Source organism: Modestobacter altitudinis (genome assembly GCF_005930475.1).
Lineage (GTDB): Bacteria > Actinomycetota > Actinomycetes > Mycobacteriales > Geodermatophilaceae > Modestobacter > Modestobacter altitudinis.
This window is the reverse complement of the sequence record NZ_SJEW01000015.1, coordinates 14,794-30,738: the sequence shown is the minus strand read 5'-3', so window position 1 is coordinate 30,738 and position 15,945 is coordinate 14,794. Positions and strand designations below refer to the sequence as shown.

Annotated in this window: 19 protein-coding genes and 2 pseudogenes; 9 read left to right on the top strand and 12 right to left on the bottom strand. The window is 74.3% G+C overall.

The genetic code is table 11. The features are described 5' to 3' along the window. Nucleotides 1–31 precede the first annotated feature (31 nt). The 3 genes from FHL79_RS07965 to FHL79_RS07955 all read left to right on the top strand — a co-directional run bounded on the left by FHL79_RS07965 (nt 32) and on the right by FHL79_RS07955 (nt 2,423). The gene (locus FHL79_RS07965) at nt 32–1,006 is read left to right on the top strand and encodes an iron-siderophore ABC transporter substrate-binding protein (protein ID WP_138758076.1); all 975 of its coding nucleotides are present in this window, start codon (nt 32–34) and stop codon (nt 1,004–1,006) included. A 62-nt stretch (nt 1,007–1,068) separates the two neighbouring features. Next, nucleotides 1,069–1,512, top strand: a complete 444-nt coding sequence (locus tag FHL79_RS26455; protein ID WP_171058075.1) for an ATP-binding cassette domain-containing protein — start codon at nt 1,069–1,071, stop codon at nt 1,510–1,512. Further along, nucleotides 1,509–2,423, top strand: coding sequence for a formate/nitrite transporter family protein (locus FHL79_RS07955; RefSeq protein WP_138758075.1), 915 nt, complete (start codon nt 1,509–1,511; stop codon nt 2,421–2,423). The genes FHL79_RS26455 and FHL79_RS07955 overlap by 4 nt, the downstream gene beginning before the upstream one ends. Before the next feature lie 45 nt (nt 2,424–2,468). On the opposite strand, the gene FHL79_RS07950 is transcribed toward FHL79_RS07955, so the two are convergent. Then, on the bottom strand, nt 2,469–3,011 hold the full coding sequence (locus FHL79_RS07950) for a DUF1990 domain-containing protein (RefSeq protein ID WP_218938372.1): 543 nt from the start codon (nt 3,009–3,011) through the stop codon (nt 2,469–2,471). A 37-nt stretch (nt 3,012–3,048) separates the two neighbouring features. Here FHL79_RS07950 and FHL79_RS07945 point away from each other — a divergent pair, with 37 nt between their 5' ends. The 4 genes and pseudogenes from FHL79_RS07945 to FHL79_RS26450 all read left to right on the top strand — a co-directional run. Continuing rightward, nucleotides 3,049–3,702, top strand: coding sequence for an SDR family oxidoreductase (locus tag FHL79_RS07945; RefSeq protein WP_138758073.1), 654 nt, complete (start codon nt 3,049–3,051; stop codon nt 3,700–3,702). A gap of 12 nt (nt 3,703–3,714) precedes the next feature. After that, the gene (locus FHL79_RS07940; protein ID WP_138758072.1) at nt 3,715–4,572 is read left to right on the top strand and encodes a HipA family kinase; all 858 of its coding nucleotides are present in this window, start codon (nt 3,715–3,717) and stop codon (nt 4,570–4,572) included. Beyond that, nucleotides 4,569–4,979 (top strand): DUF3037 domain-containing protein, encoded by a 411-nt coding sequence (locus FHL79_RS07935; protein WP_138758071.1) that lies wholly within the window; start codon nt 4,569–4,571, stop codon nt 4,977–4,979. The genes FHL79_RS07940 and FHL79_RS07935 overlap by 4 nt, the downstream gene beginning before the upstream one ends. Next, a pseudogene (locus FHL79_RS26450) lies at nt 4,976–5,131 on the top strand (hypothetical protein); the annotation flags it as partial. The gene FHL79_RS07935 and the pseudogene FHL79_RS26450, both read left to right, overlap by 4 nt. 92 nt (nt 5,132–5,223) lie before the next feature. On the opposite strand, the gene FHL79_RS07925 reads toward FHL79_RS26450, so the two are convergent. From FHL79_RS07925 to FHL79_RS07895, 7 genes are all read right to left on the bottom strand, one after another. Beyond that, entirely contained in the window at nt 5,224–6,648 is a 1,425-nt protein-coding gene (locus tag FHL79_RS07925; RefSeq protein WP_138758070.1) for an FAD-dependent oxidoreductase, read from the bottom strand. Between the two features lie 31 nt (nt 6,649–6,679). Continuing rightward, nucleotides 6,680–7,063 (bottom strand): nuclear transport factor 2 family protein, encoded by a 384-nt coding sequence (locus FHL79_RS07920; RefSeq protein WP_138758069.1) that lies wholly within the window; start codon nt 7,061–7,063, stop codon nt 6,680–6,682. A gap of 86 nt (nt 7,064–7,149) precedes the next feature. Then, nucleotides 7,150–7,446, bottom strand: coding sequence for a 4a-hydroxytetrahydrobiopterin dehydratase (locus FHL79_RS07915; protein ID WP_138758068.1), 297 nt, complete (start codon nt 7,444–7,446; stop codon nt 7,150–7,152). A gap of 24 nt (nt 7,447–7,470) precedes the next feature. Continuing rightward, nucleotides 7,471–8,184, bottom strand: coding sequence for a phosphoadenylyl-sulfate reductase (locus FHL79_RS07910; protein WP_138758067.1), 714 nt, complete (start codon nt 8,182–8,184; stop codon nt 7,471–7,473). A 163-nt stretch (nt 8,185–8,347) separates the two neighbouring features. After that, complete coding sequence (locus FHL79_RS07900; RefSeq protein ID WP_138758065.1) at nt 8,348–10,027, bottom strand: nitrite/sulfite reductase; 1,680 nt, start codon at nt 10,025–10,027, stop codon at nt 8,348–8,350. A 96-nt stretch (nt 10,028–10,123) separates the two neighbouring features. Further along, the gene (locus FHL79_RS26445) at nt 10,124–10,210 is read right to left on the bottom strand and encodes a putative leader peptide (protein ID WP_369333688.1); all 87 of its coding nucleotides are present in this window, start codon (nt 10,208–10,210) and stop codon (nt 10,124–10,126) included. 60 nt (nt 10,211–10,270) lie between these two features. Then, nucleotides 10,271–10,753 (bottom strand): RrF2 family transcriptional regulator, encoded by a 483-nt coding sequence (locus FHL79_RS07895; protein WP_246080502.1) that lies wholly within the window; start codon nt 10,751–10,753, stop codon nt 10,271–10,273. 26 nt (nt 10,754–10,779) lie between these two features. Here FHL79_RS07895 and FHL79_RS07890 point away from each other — a divergent pair, with 26 nt between their 5' ends. Next, nucleotides 10,780–11,544: an NUDIX domain-containing protein gene (locus tag FHL79_RS07890; protein ID WP_138758063.1), complete on the top strand. Its 765-nt coding sequence runs from the start codon at nt 10,780–10,782 to the stop codon at nt 11,542–11,544. A gap of 96 nt (nt 11,545–11,640) precedes the next feature. After that, nucleotides 11,641–12,540, top strand: coding sequence for an endonuclease domain-containing protein (locus FHL79_RS07885; protein WP_171058074.1), 900 nt, complete (start codon nt 11,641–11,643; stop codon nt 12,538–12,540). On the opposite strand, the pseudogene FHL79_RS26440 reads toward FHL79_RS07885, so the two are convergent. The 4 genes and pseudogenes from FHL79_RS26440 to FHL79_RS07870 all read right to left on the bottom strand — a co-directional run. Then, nucleotides 12,515–12,604, bottom strand: a pseudogene (locus FHL79_RS26440) (hypothetical protein); the annotation flags it as partial. The gene FHL79_RS07885 and the pseudogene FHL79_RS26440 overlap by 26 nt on opposite strands. A 24-nt stretch (nt 12,605–12,628) precedes the next feature. After that, complete coding sequence (locus tag FHL79_RS07880) at nt 12,629–13,984, bottom strand: TldD/PmbA family protein (RefSeq protein WP_138758061.1); 1,356 nt, start codon at nt 13,982–13,984, stop codon at nt 12,629–12,631. After that, nucleotides 13,981–15,459, bottom strand: coding sequence for a TldD/PmbA family protein (locus FHL79_RS07875; RefSeq protein WP_246080500.1), 1,479 nt, complete (start codon nt 15,457–15,459; stop codon nt 13,981–13,983). Before FHL79_RS07875 ends, FHL79_RS07880 begins: the two co-directional genes overlap by 4 nt. Before the next feature lie 135 nt (nt 15,460–15,594). Beyond that, on the bottom strand, nt 15,595–15,765 hold the full coding sequence (locus FHL79_RS07870) for a CsbD family protein (protein WP_014739185.1): 171 nt from the start codon (nt 15,763–15,765) through the stop codon (nt 15,595–15,597). Nucleotides 15,766–15,945: the final 180 nt, after the last annotated feature.

The following is a 15,945-nucleotide window of genomic DNA, read 5'->3' as shown; positions in this document are numbered from 1 at the left end:
CCGCCGTACCGTCCGTCGTGCCCTCGTACTGATGGGGACGCTCGCCGTCATCACCGGCCCGGCTGCCTGCGGCGGCGCGGAGGACGAACCACCGGCGCCGGCCGGATCGTCGGCCGAGGGCACCTTCCCGCTGAGCATCGAGAACGCGTTCGGCACCACGGAGATCCCCGGGGAGCCGCAGCGCGTGGTCACGGTCGGCTTCAACGACGCGGACTTCGTGCTGGCCCTCGGCGTGACCCCGGTCGGTGTCCGGGAGAACCTCGGTGACTACGACGTCACGAAGCGGCCCTGGGCGCAGGAGCAGCTCGCCGGGGCGGGGGAGATCCCGACCGTCGGTGGCGAGGAGGTCGACGTCGAGGCCGTCGCCGCCCTGCGACCCGACCTGATCGTCGGCGTCTACTCCTACATGGACCAGGCGGTCTACGACCAGCTCTCCGGCATCGCGCCGACCCTCGCGCAGACCGACGAGTACGCCGACGGCGCCACCCCCTGGCAGCAGCAGACCCTGCTCACCGGCCAGGCGCTGGGCGAGGAGGACGAGGCCCAGCGGCTCGTGGACGACGTCGAGGGCCAGTTCGCCGAGGCGATCAGCGCGAACCCCTCGTTCGCCGGGACGAGCCTCGCCGTGGACCTCACCGGTGTCGGCTCGGGCCACTACGCGCTCGGCCAGGACGACCTGCGCACCCAGTTCTTCACCGACCTGGGCTTCACCGTCCCCGAGACCAGCACCGACGTCAGCCAGGAGCGGCTGGACCTGCTCGAGGCCGACGTCCTGGCGGTGAACGGGTACACCGAGGCCGACGCCGCCGCGGACACCCTGTTCTCCGGTCTCGACGTCGTCACCCAGGGCCGGACGGTCCTGCTGGGCAGCTACTCCGGCGCCGTGTCCGCGGCGCTGGGCTACGGCAGTCCGTTGTCGCTGCCCTACCTGCTGGACGAGGTCGTGCCGGCGCTCGCCGCTGCCGCCGACGGCGACCCGGTCACCACGGTGCCCGCCCTCGGCTGAGCCGGGCCACCGCGTGTCCGCCGCCGGCGGCCGCCGGCGATCTGCTGGGCTGGCCGCCGGAGGTGTCTGTGATCGAGATCGAGGGGCTGACCAAGCGCTACCGCGCCCGGACGGCGGTCGACGACCTGAGGGTGAGGATCGGGCCGGGCCGGGTCACCGGTCTCCTCGCGCCCAACGGCTCCGGCAAGACGACGACGGTGCGGTGCGTCCTGGGCCTCGCCCGGCCGACCGCGGGACGGCGACCGTGCTGGGCGTCGCGTACGCAGAGCTCGACGCCCGATGCGCGCGGTCGGCGCGCTGATCGACCCGCGGGCGCGGCACCCCGGTCGCACCGCCCGCGCCCACCTGCTCGGGCTGGCGCAGAGCAACCACCTGCCGCGGCCCCGGCTCGACGAGGGGGGTGTGGGTGCTGGCCGCCGTCCCGCTGGTGCGTTGCGACGTCTGACCGGGAGGGTCACGGTCCGGCCCGGTTCCGTCGCTGTCGGCCGGGTATCCGGAGGACATGACGCAGGCACGTGCGCGGGACGAGGACGGGGTGGAGTCGCGACCGGGCGTGGGCGCCGACCCCGAGCAGGACCCCGAGGTAGCCGAGCAGCCGGTCGAGGAGACGGTCACCCGGGCGATCGACGAGGGCCGCCGGCGGATCTCCCGGCGCACCTGGCCGCTGCTGGCCACCGGCGTGCTGGGCGGGATCGACGTGGGCACCGGCGTGCTCGCGCTGCTCTTCGTCGAGCACGAGACGCAGAGCGTGGTACTGGCGGGCCTGGCCTTCACGATCGGGTTCATCGCGCTGACCCTGGCCCGCAGCGAACTGTTCACCGAGGACTTCCTGGTGCCGGTGATGACCGTGATGGCCCGGCAGGCCCGAGCCCGGATGCTGCTGCGGCTGTGGATCGGGACGCTGGTGGCCAACCTGGCCGGTGGCTGGCTGTTCACCTACCTGATCATGAAGGGGTTCCCCCAGTTCGCGGAGACCGCGATCAAGGCGGGCAGCTTCTACGTCGACCTGGGCCTGGGCACCAAGGCCTTCTGCCTCTCCGTCATCGGCGGCGCGGTGATCACGCTGATGACCTGGATGCAGCACACCACCGAGTCGGCCGGCGTCCGCCTGGTGCCGGCGGTCACCGGGGGCTTCCTGCTCGCCGGTGCCCAGCTCAACCACGCCGTCGTGAACTCGCTGCTGATGTTCGCCGCGCTGCACACCGGGCATGCGCCGTTCGGCTACCTGCAGTGGGCGCAGACGGCGGGGTTCGCGGCGGTCGGGAACATCGTCGGGGGCGTCCTGCTGGTCACCCTGCTGCGGTTCTTCCAGTCGCCGCACACCGTGCTGAAGGAGCGGGCGAACCCCGCTCTCGGTGTGGCGATCGGCGACGAGCGGCGCGAGGACGACCGGCCCCGGTCCGAGCCCGGCGTCTGAACGAGGACTCCGCGCCCCCACCCTGCACGGAGGCCGTACCCGTCCCTACCGGGCTGCCCTGCGCATCGCGGCGACGTAGCGGTCCAGGGCGAGGGTCTGCACCCGGTGGCCGACCGGTGCGCCCAGCCGGGCGAACCGGTCAGCCAGCCGGGAGAACGCGCGCAGCTCGTAGATGACGGAGCCGTCCGGCCGCAGTGAGACGACGAAGGACTCCTCGCCGCTCTCCGGGTGGCCGGGCAGCGTGCCGTAGCCGAAGCCCCGCCGGTCCGGCTCGTCGACCACCCACACCACCCGGCAGGGGATGTCCAGGCCCAGCCGGCGCAGCCCGGCGGTCATCAGGACGACGGTGCCCGGGGTGCTCGCCGGGCCGCTGGCCTGGACCCGGAGTCCCGCGCCGCGCTGGGCGGTCCAGCGGAACACCGCCGCGGCCGCCCGGTCGAAGTCCGCCCGGCCGGCGCCGATCAGGTGCTCGCGCTCGACGTGGTCGTAGCCGCCCGGCAGTCCGGTCTCCCGGGTGCCGCCGACCTCGGGGTAGCTGAACGGTGCGTCGGCGAACTGCTCGAGGGTCGCGCGGCGGAGGACTCCCACCGGGTCAGTCTGCGGGACCCGGGGTACCGGGCGCCGCATGGGAACGGCGTTGGTGGTGGGTGCCAGCAGTGCGATCGGCGCGGCCGTCGTCCGGGCGCTGACCGCTGCGGGGCACGACTGCCTCGGCTGGGGCCGCGACGTCGGTCGGCTGCCCGAGCGGTCCCGCGTGGTCGACCTGCGGTCACCGCGGGAGGTGGACGCCGCCCTGGCCGAGCTCCCCGACCGGCTGTCGGTCGTCGTCTACGCCGCCGGGCTGTTCGACTGGGCCCCGGCCGACGAGGGTGACCCGGACGTCTGGGACGAGCTGCTCACGGTGAACCTGGCCGCGGCTCTGCGGGTGACCCGTGGTGTGCTCCCAGCGCTGCTCGCGGCCGCGCCGTCGTCCCTGGTGCTGCTCGGCTCGGCGGCCGCGCACGGCGCCTTCGCGGGCAACCCGGCGTACGTGGCGAGCAAGCACGGGCTGGCCGGCTTCGCGCGCTCGGTCTTCCTGGACGTCCGGGACCGGGACGTCGCCGTCACGCTGCTGTCGCCGGGGCTCGTCGCGGCCGGGGCGGGGCTGCGGGCGCCCGGGGTCGACCCGTCCCGGCTGATCCAGCCCGACGACGTCGCCGATGCCGTCCGATGGGTGGTCGGCACGCCGGCGCACGTCTGCCCGGTGGAGGTGCAGCTCCAGCCGCAGCGGACCGCATAGGGTCAGGTCACTGTGCTCCCCCCCGTCACCGCCACCCGCTACGTCACCCCGCTGCGCGAGGGTGGGTCGCTGCCGGGGCTCATGGAGGCCGACGACCTCGGCACCTACGTGGTGAAGTGGCGTGCCGCCGGCCAGGGCGTGAAGGTGCTCGCCGCCGAGGTGGTCTGCGGTGAGCTGGCCCGCCGGCTGGCGCTGCCGATCCCCGCGCTGGTCACCGTCGACGTGGCGCCCGAGCTCGCCGTCGGAGAGCCGGACTTCGAGGTCCAGGAGCTGCTGCGCAACTCCGCGGGGGTCAACCTCGGCATGGACTACCTGCCCGGCGCGCTGGACTTCGAGGCCGGTGTCGCCGCGGTCTCCGCCGAGCTGGCCGGCCGGGTGCTCTGGTTCGACGCGCTGATCGGCAACGTCGACCGGTCCTGGCGCAACCCGAACATGCTCTTCTGGCACGGCCGGTTGCACCTGATCGACCACGGCGCCGCGCTGACCTTCCACCACAACTGGCCGGGCGCGCCGGCCGCGGTGGGCCGCGCCTACGACGCGGCACAGCACGCGCTGATCGAGTGCGACCCGGACGTCGCCGCGGCCGACGCCGCGCTGGCGCCGCTGGTCACCCGCCGGCTGCTCACCGACGTGCTGGCCCAGGTGCCCGACGCGTGGCTGGAGGGGCCCTCGCCCGACGACGCCCCGGACGACGTCCGGGTGCGCTACGTCACCCAGCTGCTCGACCGGCTGGCCGCCCGGGACGCCTGGCTGCCCGGCGTGCTGGCCGCGGCCGCCGCCGGGGGAGCCGGCCGGCGCACCGCACCGCGCGGTCAGAACCGACCGAGCTGGCTGGGGCCGCCACCGCCCGCGGGGGTGACCCAGCGATGACGGCGCGCGCTGGAACACCGAAGGACACCTTCGAGTACGCGGTGCTGCGGGTCGTGCCCCGCGTCGAGCGGGGCGAGTCGCTCAACGCCGGCGTGCTGGTCTACTGCCGGCAGCGGGACTACCTCGGTTCTCGGGTGCACCTGGACGTCGACCGGCTGCGCGCGCTGGACCCGACCGCCGACCCGGCCGCGATCACCGCAGCCCTGCAGGCGTCCGCCGACGTGTGCTCGGCCGCGGTCGCCTCAGGTGCCGCCGGGCGGGAGGCGCTCGGCTCGCGGTTCCGCTGGCTCACCGCGCCGCGCAGCACCGTCGTCCAGCCGGGCCCGGTGCACACCGGCCTCACCGCAGACCCGGAGGTCGAGGCCGACCGGCTGCTCCGGCTGCTCGTGCTGCCGGTCACCGACTGAGGCGGTCCCGCGGTGGGGCGCCCGGCGCGAGAACTGTCGGAGCCCCGGAGCAGACCCCGGCCTTCGCCGTCCGTGTGCCGACGCCCGGGCAGGTCGACGGGTTGGTGACCCGGGTGGCGGCGGCCGGGCACACCGTCGAGACCGCGGCCTTCGACGCTCCCTGGGAGCAGCGCTACGCGACGGTCGCGGACCCCGACGGGTACCGCGTCGACGTCTACGCCCCGCTGGCGGGGTGGGTCGCCGGTCAGCTCACCGGCGCCCCGGCCACGAGGTGGAGCAGCTGCTCACGGTCGGGGCCGGGCGTGGGTGCCGGCGGCAGCTCGCCGGCCACCTGGAGCACCCGCTCGACCACGCCGGGCCGGGAGAACACCTCCGACGGCAGGGCGAGGCAGCCGATGATCTCCAGCAGCGCGCGGAACAGCTCCGGGTCGTGCCCGGCCGCCCGGCCCAGCGCCGGCCCCAGCGCAGCGCGTCCCTGGGGAGGGTCGGGCACCCGGCCCTCCCGCAGCGCCCGCATCTCGGCCAGCCGCGCCCGGTCGACGGCCAGGGTCGCCCGGTACCAGGGGGTCATCTCCTGTTCCACACGGTCGTCCCAGCGTCCGGCGAACGTCCGCGGGTCGTCGTCCACCCCGTCCCGGAGGGCGTCCCGCAGGCACGCCGCCTGCATCAGCCCCATGGTGATGCCGCGCCCCAGCGAGGGGTTGGTGCAGGACCAGGAGTCGGCCACGGCGGCCAGCCCGGTGACGACCGGGACGCCGTCGACCACCGCCCGGGTGTAGCGGTCGAGCACCCCGGACATCGGCAGCACCCCGGTGAGCGGCTCGCCGTCCAGCCAGTGGGCGTGCCGCGGGCAGGCGGCCACGACCGCCGTCCACACGTCCTCGTGCCGCAGCTCCTTCAACGGCCGGTCGTGCGAGTCGACGACCACCGTGACCGACCAGGTGCCGCAGTCGCCCGGGAGCGTGAGCAGGGAGAAGGTGCCGACGGGGGTCTGCAGGCTGGCCCGGACCTGCGGCAGGTCGCCGTCCCGGGACCGGAAGAACCGGGTGTAGTAGCCGAACCCGGAGTCCGTCGCCTCCTGGTACGGCGGCCGGTCCCCGGCCGCGTGCAGCCATGCCGCCAACGGGGACCGGCGGCCGGTCGCGTCGACGACGAGGTCGGCGTCGACCCGCCGGCCGGTGGCGGTGTGCACGGCGGTCACCAGCGCGGCGCCGTCCACCCGGCGGGTGATCAGGCCGTCCACCTCGACGCCCCGCTGGACCTGGACCCGCGGCTCGTCGGCGGCCGCCCGGGCGACCACCTGCTCCAGCGTCGTCCGGCGTGCGGTCACGGAGACGAACCGGTCGTCGTCCGGGTGCCGCTCCTGCACGCCGGCGGTCGGCGGCGCGTTGCGCAGCGGGTCGTAGCGCAGCGCCCCGGCCGCGAGCAGGGCGTCCCGGACGTCCGGCAGCTCCGCGTCGAGGACCCGGGCGGAACGGGCGTGCAGGAAGTGCGCCTGGTGGAACTGCGCCACCCCGGGCCGGCGCCAGCCCTCCCACGCCTCCGCCGGGGAGTCCGGGGCCGGTGCGGCGTCCCGCTCGAGCACTCGCACCTCGTGCCCGTCCCGGGCCAGCACCATGGCCGTCGCGAGCCCACACACCCCGCCGCCGAGCACCGTGATCGCAGCCATGCCGTCCTCCGTCCGTGGAGGCGGCGTCGGGTCAGCTCGTCGGACCACCCGGGGGGAGGGGGCCGAAGAAGCCGATGATCCGGCGCAGCACTCCGTCGCCGTCCAGTTCCCCGAAGTCCGTGCCCTCGAGCGCCACCGAGCCGTCCGCCGCCCGCAACTGCCAGGCGAAGCGCAGGTGGCCGTCGTGCTCGTCGACGCCGCTGACCACCTCCAGGCGGGCGCCCGGCTGCCCGGCTTGGAAGCCGCCGATGTGGTCGGCGAGCCCGTCCCGGCCGGTCACCTGGCTCAGCGGGTCGCAGTAGACGCCGTCCACCGCCCAGCACTGCTCCAGCAGCGCCCGTCGGGCCACCGGGTCCGGCTCCAGCCAGGCCCGGGCATAGCTGTCGACGACGGTGGTGCCAACCGTGGTGGTCACCCGGCGGAAGCTACTCGCGAGGCGGAGCGGCAGGCGGCGCGCCGGACTGCCGGCCGGACGTCGGCGCGCGCCGTGACGCAGGGTGGTCAGGACCCGGGGTAGAGGGCGTCCACGCGCCGGGCCAGTTCCAGGTCCAGCTCGGTCAGCCCGCCCGCCGAGTGGGTGACGACGGCGATCCGCACCCTCGTCCACCGCAGGTCCATGTCCGGGTGGTGGTCCATCAGCTCGGCGGCGTCGGCGATCACGCTGATCGCCTCGACCGCGGCTCGGAAGCTGGGCAGCTCGAGGGTGCGTTCGATCCCGTCGGCGCCGCCGGACCACAGCGGGAGCCCGCCCAGTGCTGCGGCGACGTCGTCGGGGGACAGGCGCGGAGGTCGGGGCACCCGGCCATCCTGGCCCCCGCAGAGCTACAGGTGCAGCCCGCACTCCACCTTGTTCTTGCCCGCCCAGCGCCCGGCGCGCGGGTCCTCGCCCGGGGCCACCGGGCGGGTGCAGGGCTCGCAGCCGATGGAGGCGTAGCCGATCTCCTGCAGCGGGTTGACCGGCACCTGGTGCTCGGTGATGTAGGCGTCGACGTCGTCCTGGGTCCAGGCGGCGAGCGGGTTGACCTTCACCATGCCGCGCTTGGCGTCCCAGTCGACCAGCTTCGTGGCGGCCCGGGTGACCGCCTCGTCGCGGCGCACGCCGGAGCCCCATGCGCTGAAGCCGGCCAGCGCCGCGGCCAGCGGCTGCACCTTGCGCAGCCCGCAGCACAGGTCGGGGTCGCGCTCGTACAGCGCCGGCCCGTGCTCGGCGTCCTGCTCGGCCACGGTGCGCGCCGGCGTGATGTTGTGCAGCGTGATCGGCAGGGCGCTGGTGATCCAGTCGCGGGTGCCGATCGTCTCGGCGAAGTGGTACCCGGTGTCGAGGAACACCACGTTGACGCCGGGGACCGCCCGGCTGGCCAGGTGTGCCAGCAGGCCGTCGGCCATGCTCGAGGTGATGGCGAAGGCCTCGCCGAAGGTGTCCCCGGCCCAGGCCAGCACGGCCAGCGCCTGCTCGACCGGGTCGGCGACGCCGGCGAAGCGTGCCTCGGCCTCGGCCGCGAGCTCTGCTGTGGGCGTCGCGACGGCGATCGTCATGGGCGCTGCACTCCCGTTCCGGTCAGGTGCACGGTGAAGGTCCGCAGGCAGGCACCGCAGTGCCAGCCGTCCGGGTCGTCGCCGTGCGGTGTCAGGTCCTCTTCCGCGCAGTACGGGCAGTGGAACGGTGGCGCCTGCCGTTGCCTTCCGTGGGTGGGCTCGGTCACAGCAGCCAGTCGTCCTCGGCCCGGGACACGTAGGCCGCGAAGCTCTCGCCCTCGGTCCGCCGGTCGAGGTAGCCGCGCAGCACCCGCTCGCAGTAGTCCGCCGTCTCGTCCTTGGTGATCTTGTGGCCGCGGAGCTTGCGACCGAGTGCGGCGTCCACGCCCAGGTGACCGCCCAGGTGCACCTGGAAGCCCTCGACGCTCTCGCCCTCGGCGTTGCGGACGATCATGCCCTTGAAGCCGATGTCGGCGGTCTGGAACCGGGCGCAGCTGTTCGGGCAGCCGTTGACGTTGATCCCGATCGGCTCGTCGAAGTCCGGCAGCCGCTTCTCCAGCTCGGCGTACAGGTCCTGGGCGTGCTGCTTGGTCTCGACGATCGCGAGCTTGCAGAACTCCAGCCCCGTGCAGGCCATCGTGCCGCGGCGGAAGGCGCTCGGCCGCACCAGCAGGTCGTGCTGGGCCAGCGCCTCGACCAGGTCCTCGACCCGCTCGTCGGGGACGTCGAGGATCACCAGCTTCTGCTGGGTCGTCGTCCGGACCCGGCCGCCCTGGGTGCCGTACTCGGCGGCGAGGTCGGCGATCCGGGTCAGCAACGAGCCGCTGATCCGGCCGGTGCGCAGCGCGAACCCGACCGCGTTGGCGCCGTCCTTCTGCTTGCTGACCCCGACGTGGTCGCGCTGGTCGTGCACCGCCGGCGCGGCGGCCGGCCCGTCGGGCAGCTCTGCGTGCAGGTACTCGTCCTGCAGCACCTGCCGGAACTTCTCCGGGCCCCAGTCGGCCATCAGGAACTTGATCCGCGCGTGGGTCCGCGACCGGCGGTAGCCGTAGTCACGGAAGATCGAGGTCGCGGCCACCCAGACGTCGGTGACCTGCTCGGGCCGGACGAAGACGCCGATCCGCTTGGCGAACATCGGGTTGGTCGACAGCCCGCCACCGACCCACAGGTCGTAGCCGGCCTCGCCGTCGGCGTTGCGGACCCCGACGAAGGAGATGTCGTCGATCTCCGGTTCGGTGCAGTGGTCGACGCAGCCGCTCATCGACGTCTTCCACTTGCGCGGCAGGTTGCTGAACGCCGGGTCGCCGACGTACCGGGCGACCGTCGCGGCCATCACGTCGCTGGCGTCGAGGACCTCGTCGGCGAGCACGCCGGCCAGCGGGCAGTTCAGCATGCCGCGCGGGGTGTCGCCGCAGGCCTCCGTCGTCTGCAGGCCGACCGCGGCGAGCTGCTCCCAGATCTGCGGCACGTCCTCGATGCGGATCCAGTGGTACTGCACGTTCTGCCGGTCGGTCACGTCGGCGACGTCCCGGCCGAACTGGGTGCTGATGGTGCCGAGCACCCGCAACTGCTCGCTGGACAGCTGCCCGCCGTCGGTGCGCACCCGCATCATGAAGTAGGAGTCCTCGAGCTCCTCGGGCTCCAGCACGGCGGTCCTGCCGCCGGGGATGCCCTGCGCCCGCTGGGTGTAGAGGCCCATCCAGCGCATCCGCCCGCGCAGGTCGCCGGGGTCGATGCCGTCGAAGCCGGTGTGCGCGTAGATGTCGATGATCCGCTGGCGCACGTCGAGCCCGTCGGAGTCCTTCTTCATCCGCTCGTTCGGGTTCAGCGGCTCGCGGTAGCCGAGCGCCCACTGGCCCTGACCGCGCTGCGGCCGGGTGCTGGTGCGGGTGGGGGTGGACACGTCAGGGATTCTCCATCTGCGCCGGCACGCCGAGCGTGCGCGACGCGGCCAGGTGCGGGGGAGCAGCTCGGGAGGCTGCGCGGAGCGGGGCCGGGGTCAGCGCTGGGCGCGACACGCGGCGCTGGAGACGCGCGCCAGGTCGACGTGCAGGCGCTCCACGAGGAGAGCGCCGCAGTCCGTCACGACTCGATGGTCCCACACCCGGGCACCGCCCGGGTGTGGGCGGAGGGGAGCTCGGCCGGGTCAGTCGGCCTCGGCGGTGCCGAAGGACCGCCACGCGCTCTCCAGCTCGATCATCTCCGCCACCTGCGGGGGCATCTCGCCCGAGACGACGTCGGCGAGGGTGACGTTCTCCAGCACCCGCCGGTAGGCCTCCCGGGCGGCGACCCACACGTGCGCCAGCGGTGCGGCGGCGCCGGGGTACTCGACGTCCTCGGGCCGCTGGCCGTGCACCTCGGCCAGGAAGCCCTGCTCGATCCGCATGACCCGGGCGATGGACACCTCCGACGGGGGGAGGGCCAGCCGGTAGCCGCCCTCCCGGCCACGCTGGCTGGTGACCAGCCGGGCGTGCTGCAGGTCGCCGAGGATCGCCTGGAGGAACCGCGCCGGGATGCCCTGGGCCTGCGCGATCCGGTCGGAGGTGAGGGACTCGGGGGCGACGGAGGCCAGCTCGACGGCCGCCCGCACCGCGTAGTCGACCCGGGCTGAGATGCGCACGGAGGCCATCCTGCCGTGTCTGCGAGGCTGGACCCGTGCCCCAGCTGAGGTTCACCACGTTGGTGGATGCCCCGCTCACCGTGGCCTTCGACGTCGCGAGGTCCCTCGGGCGCCCCTGGGGGCACCCGCTGCAGGAGGTCGTGTCCGAGCGGCCGTGGCGGGACGTCTACCGGGCCGCGCCCGGCAACGGTCGGCGGACGCTGGTGCACACCCGGCACTTCTCCGCGACCGGCGCCGGCACGCGCGTCGACGAGCACGTCGACTGGGACACCGCCCTGCCCGGCCCCCTCGGGAGCGCTGTGGGCCGGGCGGTGCTGCGCGGCCGCGTCGTCCGGGCGATGCAGGCGCACCTGGACGCCTTCTCCGCCGCAGCTGCGCGCAAGGCGCTGGACGTGACCCAGGTGGTCGGCGCGGCGCTCGTCGACGACCGGCGCCGGGTGCTCGTCGCCCAGCGTGGGTCCGGTCCGCTCGCCGGGCTCTGGGAGTTCCCCGGCGGCAAGGTCGAGCCAGGGGAGTCCGACCTCACCGCGCTGGTCCGGGAGTGCACCGAGGAGCTCGGCGTCCACGTGCAGCCGCAGACCTTCCTCGGCGAGGTGCCGCTGGACGGCGTCGTCGCCGGCGGGGCCCCAGGGGCCTCGACCCTGCGGGTGTGGTCGGGACGGATCGCGGCGGGGGAGCTGGTCGCGCACGAGCACACCGAGCTGCGGTGGCTGTCCGCCGACGAGCTCGAGGACCTGGCCTGGATCGCCGCCGACCGCCCCCTCCTCCCCGCCGTCCGCACCCTCCTCGCCCGCCCCTAGCGCTTTCGCGCGATCAAGTACGCGCTTTCGCGCGATCAAGTACGGGGCTGTGGACAACGGACGCACGGGTGTGGCCGGATGGGCGACGCTGCGGCCGTGACGCCGTACCGACGTTTCCTCGGAGGTCTCTTCCTCGGCTCCCACGCGTTGGCCGAGGGAGTGCTGACGAAGCGCCAACTGGAGTCGGGTCTGTACCGCCGGGTGCTGCGGAACGTCTACGCGGATCCAGGTCTCCGGCACGACCACCGGTTGAAGGCACGCGCGGCTGCTCTGCTGATGCCGGCCGGGGCGGCTCTGGGCGGGCGCTCGGCAGCGGCCTGGTTCGGTGCGCCCTTCACCTCGTCCGCCGATCCCGTCCTGGTCGTCGTCCCGCATGAGTGTCGGTGGACCGGACCCCGCGGAGTGCAGGTCCACCGGACAGACGTCGACGGACGGGTGACCTGGACAGCGGACGACGGGGTGCCCCTCACCACGGCCACGCGCACCGCGTGGGACGTCGCGACGCTCGAGCCGACCTCGGCAGCGGTCGCCCTTCTCGACGGCATGTTGAGGGACGGGCGGGAGAACCCGGACGGTCTCACCGGGTCTGCGCTCGTGACCGAGTTCCTCCGACGGCGCGGTCAGTGGGGCAGCAGGCGGGCCAGCAACCTGCTGCCGCTCATCGACGGTCGAGCGATGAGCCCGCCGGAGTCGCGTGTCCGGGTGGCGTGTCACCTCGCCGGGCTGCCGCACCCCGTCCCCCAGTACGAAGTCGTCCACGAGGGCGTTCTCCTGGGACAGGTGGACTTCGCATGGCCCGAGGCCAGGCTGGTCGTCGAGTACGAGGGCGAGTACCACTTCGACGAGCACCAGATCGTCAAGGACGACGCGCGGTACGCGCGTCTGGTCGCCGCCGGGTGGAAGGTCATCCGGCTGAGCTCGTTCGACCTGCACGACCTGGACGCCGTCGTCGACCGGATCCGCACCGCACTCACGGACGCCGGCGTCCTCGGCTGATGGCACGTACTTGATCGCGCGAAAGCGCGCGTACTTGAGCGCGCGAAAGCGCGCGTACTTGAGCGCGGGAAAGCGCCGGGGGAGGGGGTCAGCCGGTGGTGTTGCCGGTGATGTTCCAGGAGGCCAGGCGCAGCGCGGGGACGGCGAGGCGGTTGGTGCCCGCGTAGGTCATCGTCAGCCGGCCGGGCTGCGGGTCGACCACGGAGCCGACGGTGACCGCGCCGGGGGCGAGGGCCTCCAGGTAGGACTGGGTGAAACGCAGCGTGCTCACCGGAGCCACGACCCGGCCGTCCTCGACCAGCCACACGCCGTTGCGGGTGAGCCCGGTCCACACCGACCGCTTGGGGTCCACGACGCGGGTGTACCAGAGGTCGCTGACCAGCAGTCCGCGCTCCAGCCCAGCCACCAGGTCGTCGACCGAGCCGCCGTCGGCGGCGGCCAGCGCGGGATCGCCCGCGACCGGACCGGCGGTTGCCGAGGTGTCCGACGCGTGGCCGGTCGAGGAGCTCCCGAGGGTGGCGGCCACCCGCCGGTCGGTGGTCAGGCCGACGGGCACGCCGTCGCGCACCAGGTCGGTGCGCCGGGCAGGGGTGCCCTCGGTGTCGAAGGGCAGGCCGGTCGCGTCCGGGCCGACCGCGTCGTCGACGAGGAAGACCGCGCGGTCGAACTGCTGCTCGCCCAGCCGCAGCCCGGAGGTGCCGTCGACCACGGCCTTGCCGTTGAACTGGCCCGACGCCAGGCCGGCGACCAGGTCACCGACCGCGGCCGGCTCGAGCACTACGGCGTAGCGGCCGGGGTCGACCGGGACGGCGTCCACCCCGGCCCGGGCCTTCGCCGCGGCCCGGGCACCCAGCGCAGCGGGGTCCAGGTCGGCGAACCGCCGGGACGCCGAGCGTGCCACGCCGTCGGCGCCGCTGAGCCGGGCGATGCCGTCGCACGCCGCCGAGGTCGCCGCGCCGCGGACGTGCTGGCCGGCGGTGTCGGCCAGCACGACGGTGCTCGCCGACGTCTGCACGTAGCCAGCGGTGCTCAGCCCACCGGCGGCCTCGACGAACGCGGCCACGGCAGCGGCCCGCTCGGCGGGGGAGGTTTGCGCGGTGGCCTCGTCCGGGTTGCCCGACGACACCAGGGGAGCGGAGCCGCCGAGCCCCGGCCAGTCGGCGTCCCGGGGGCGCAGCCGGGCGGCGGCGAGGGTCGCGGTCACCAGGTCGGGCGCCGAGGAGGTCCGGGTGGTCGACGCGGTCGCCGTCCGGCCGCCGTCCACGGTGAGCTGCAGGTGCAGCGTGGTCTGCTCGTCGGCCACGTTCTGGTGCACGGCCGACGCGGCAAACCGGGTCAGCGCCAGCGCGCTGGACTCGGCCCGCACGATCGCGGACGCCTGGACACCGGCCTGCCGGCGCACCTCGTCGAGGACGGCGGCCACCAGCGAGTCGAGGGCGGTCACCCGCGCACCCCCACCCGGACGCCGGAGAACCGGGCCGGCGCCGCGCCGTGGCCGGTGTGCCCGACCTGGCCGGGCTGGCCCTTGCCGCAGTTCGGCGTGCCCCACGCGCGCCACTCGCCGGGGGCCTTGCCGCCGAGCATGTCCAGCGAGGACCAGAACCGCGGGCCGATGCCGGTGTACGAGGGGTTCTTCAGCATCCGACCGCGACGGCCGCGCTTCACCTCCCAGCCGATCTCGCAGCCGAACTGGAAGTTCAGCCGGCGGTCGTCGATCGACCAGGAGCGGTTGTGCTCCATCAGGACGCCGTCGTCGGTGGCCGCGATCATCTCCTCCAGCGTGTGCGGACCGGGCTCCAGGCCGACGTTGGTCATCCGCACCATCGGCAGCCGGGCGAACCCGTCGGCGCGGACCGAGCCGGCGTACCCCAGGCCGGCGACCGCAGCGGAGTCCCGGCCGGCGAGCACGCCCACCCAGACCCCGTTGCGGACGGCGTCGCGGGCCGTGGCGGGCGTCCCCTCGTCGTCGAAGCCGAAGGAGCCCAGCGCCCCGGGGATCGTCGGGTCGATGGTGATGTTCATCAGCTCCGAGCCGAAGCGCAGCGAGCCGAGCTGGTCGAGGTCCAGCCACGAGGTCCCGGCGAAGGCGGCCTCCCAGCCGAGGATGCGGTCCAGCTCGATCGCGTGCCCCACCGACTCGTGGATCTGCAGCGACATCTGCTCCCCGCCCAGCAGGAGGGTGGTGTCCCCGCTGGGGCAGGACGGCGCGGTGAGCAGCTCCTGGCACTCGGCGGCGATCCGGTCGGCGTGCCCGGGGAGGTCGATCTCGCGGACCAGCTCCCAGCCGCGGGTGCCGAACTGGCCGCGGAAGGCCGGGTAGGAGCGACGCTGGGTCTCGCCGTCCCCCACGGTCAGGCAGTGCATGCCCGCGCCGCACTCGCGGACGTGCTGTCCGATCCGGGCGCCCTCGCTGGAGACGAACGCGGTGCGGGTGTCCCACGCCTGTGACGAGGCCTCCGCCACGGCCACCCCGGCGGCCCGCATGGTCGCGGTGACGCCGGTGAGCAGGTCGCCCTTCTCTGCCAGCGGGACGGCGAACGGGTCCTCCCGGCACTCGCTGGCCCAGCCGCCCTGCACGGCGGGGACGCTGACGAGGTCCACCGGAGGCCCGGGGACGGCGGCCGACGCCTCGGCGATCGCGGTGGCGCGGGCGCCGGTGCGGCGGGCGTCGTCGTCGCCGGCGGGGTCGCCCAGCGCGGCGAAGCCCCACGACGAGCCGACGAGGGCGCGGACGCCGAGCCCGGCCGACGTGGTCTGGGTGAGGGCGCGCACGTCACCGTCCCGTGCGGTCATCGACTCGTACCGCCGGTCGACCAGCCGCGCGTCCGCGTAGCGGGCGCCGGCGGCCAGTGCGGCCTCGACCGCCGCCGTGGCGGCGTCGAAGGCAGCGGCCTCCACGTTGCCGGGGACCTCAGCCACGGATCCGGTCACTTCTCTTAGCGAGGCTCATCATCGGGGCCATCGTGCGCCCCGGGGGAGGGGGGCACAAGCGAGAGCGCCGCCCCCGGCGGACCAGGGACGGCGCTCTCGGTGGTGCTGGTCAGTGACCGCAGGTCACTTGAAGATGTCCTTGACCTTCTCGCCGGCCTGCTTCGCGTTGCCGGCGGCCTGGTCCTTGTGGCCCTCGGCCTGCAGGTCCTTGTCGTCGGTCGCCTTGCCGGCGGCCTCCTTGCCCTGTCCTGCCAGCTCCTGGGCCTTGTTCTGCAACTTGTCCATGGCGCTCATGTGGGCCTCCTCTGGTCCGATGCGATCAGTGCCCGCATACCCAGCCCGGGGGCGGGCACACGTGGGGTCGCCCGTGTGGGGGACGCGAAGATCATCTCTTCCCGGGGGCCCACCACTGGACCGGAATTCCTCCCGCGAGAGGCCCGATGTTGCGGTGATGTTCCGGTGAGATGGCCCTGA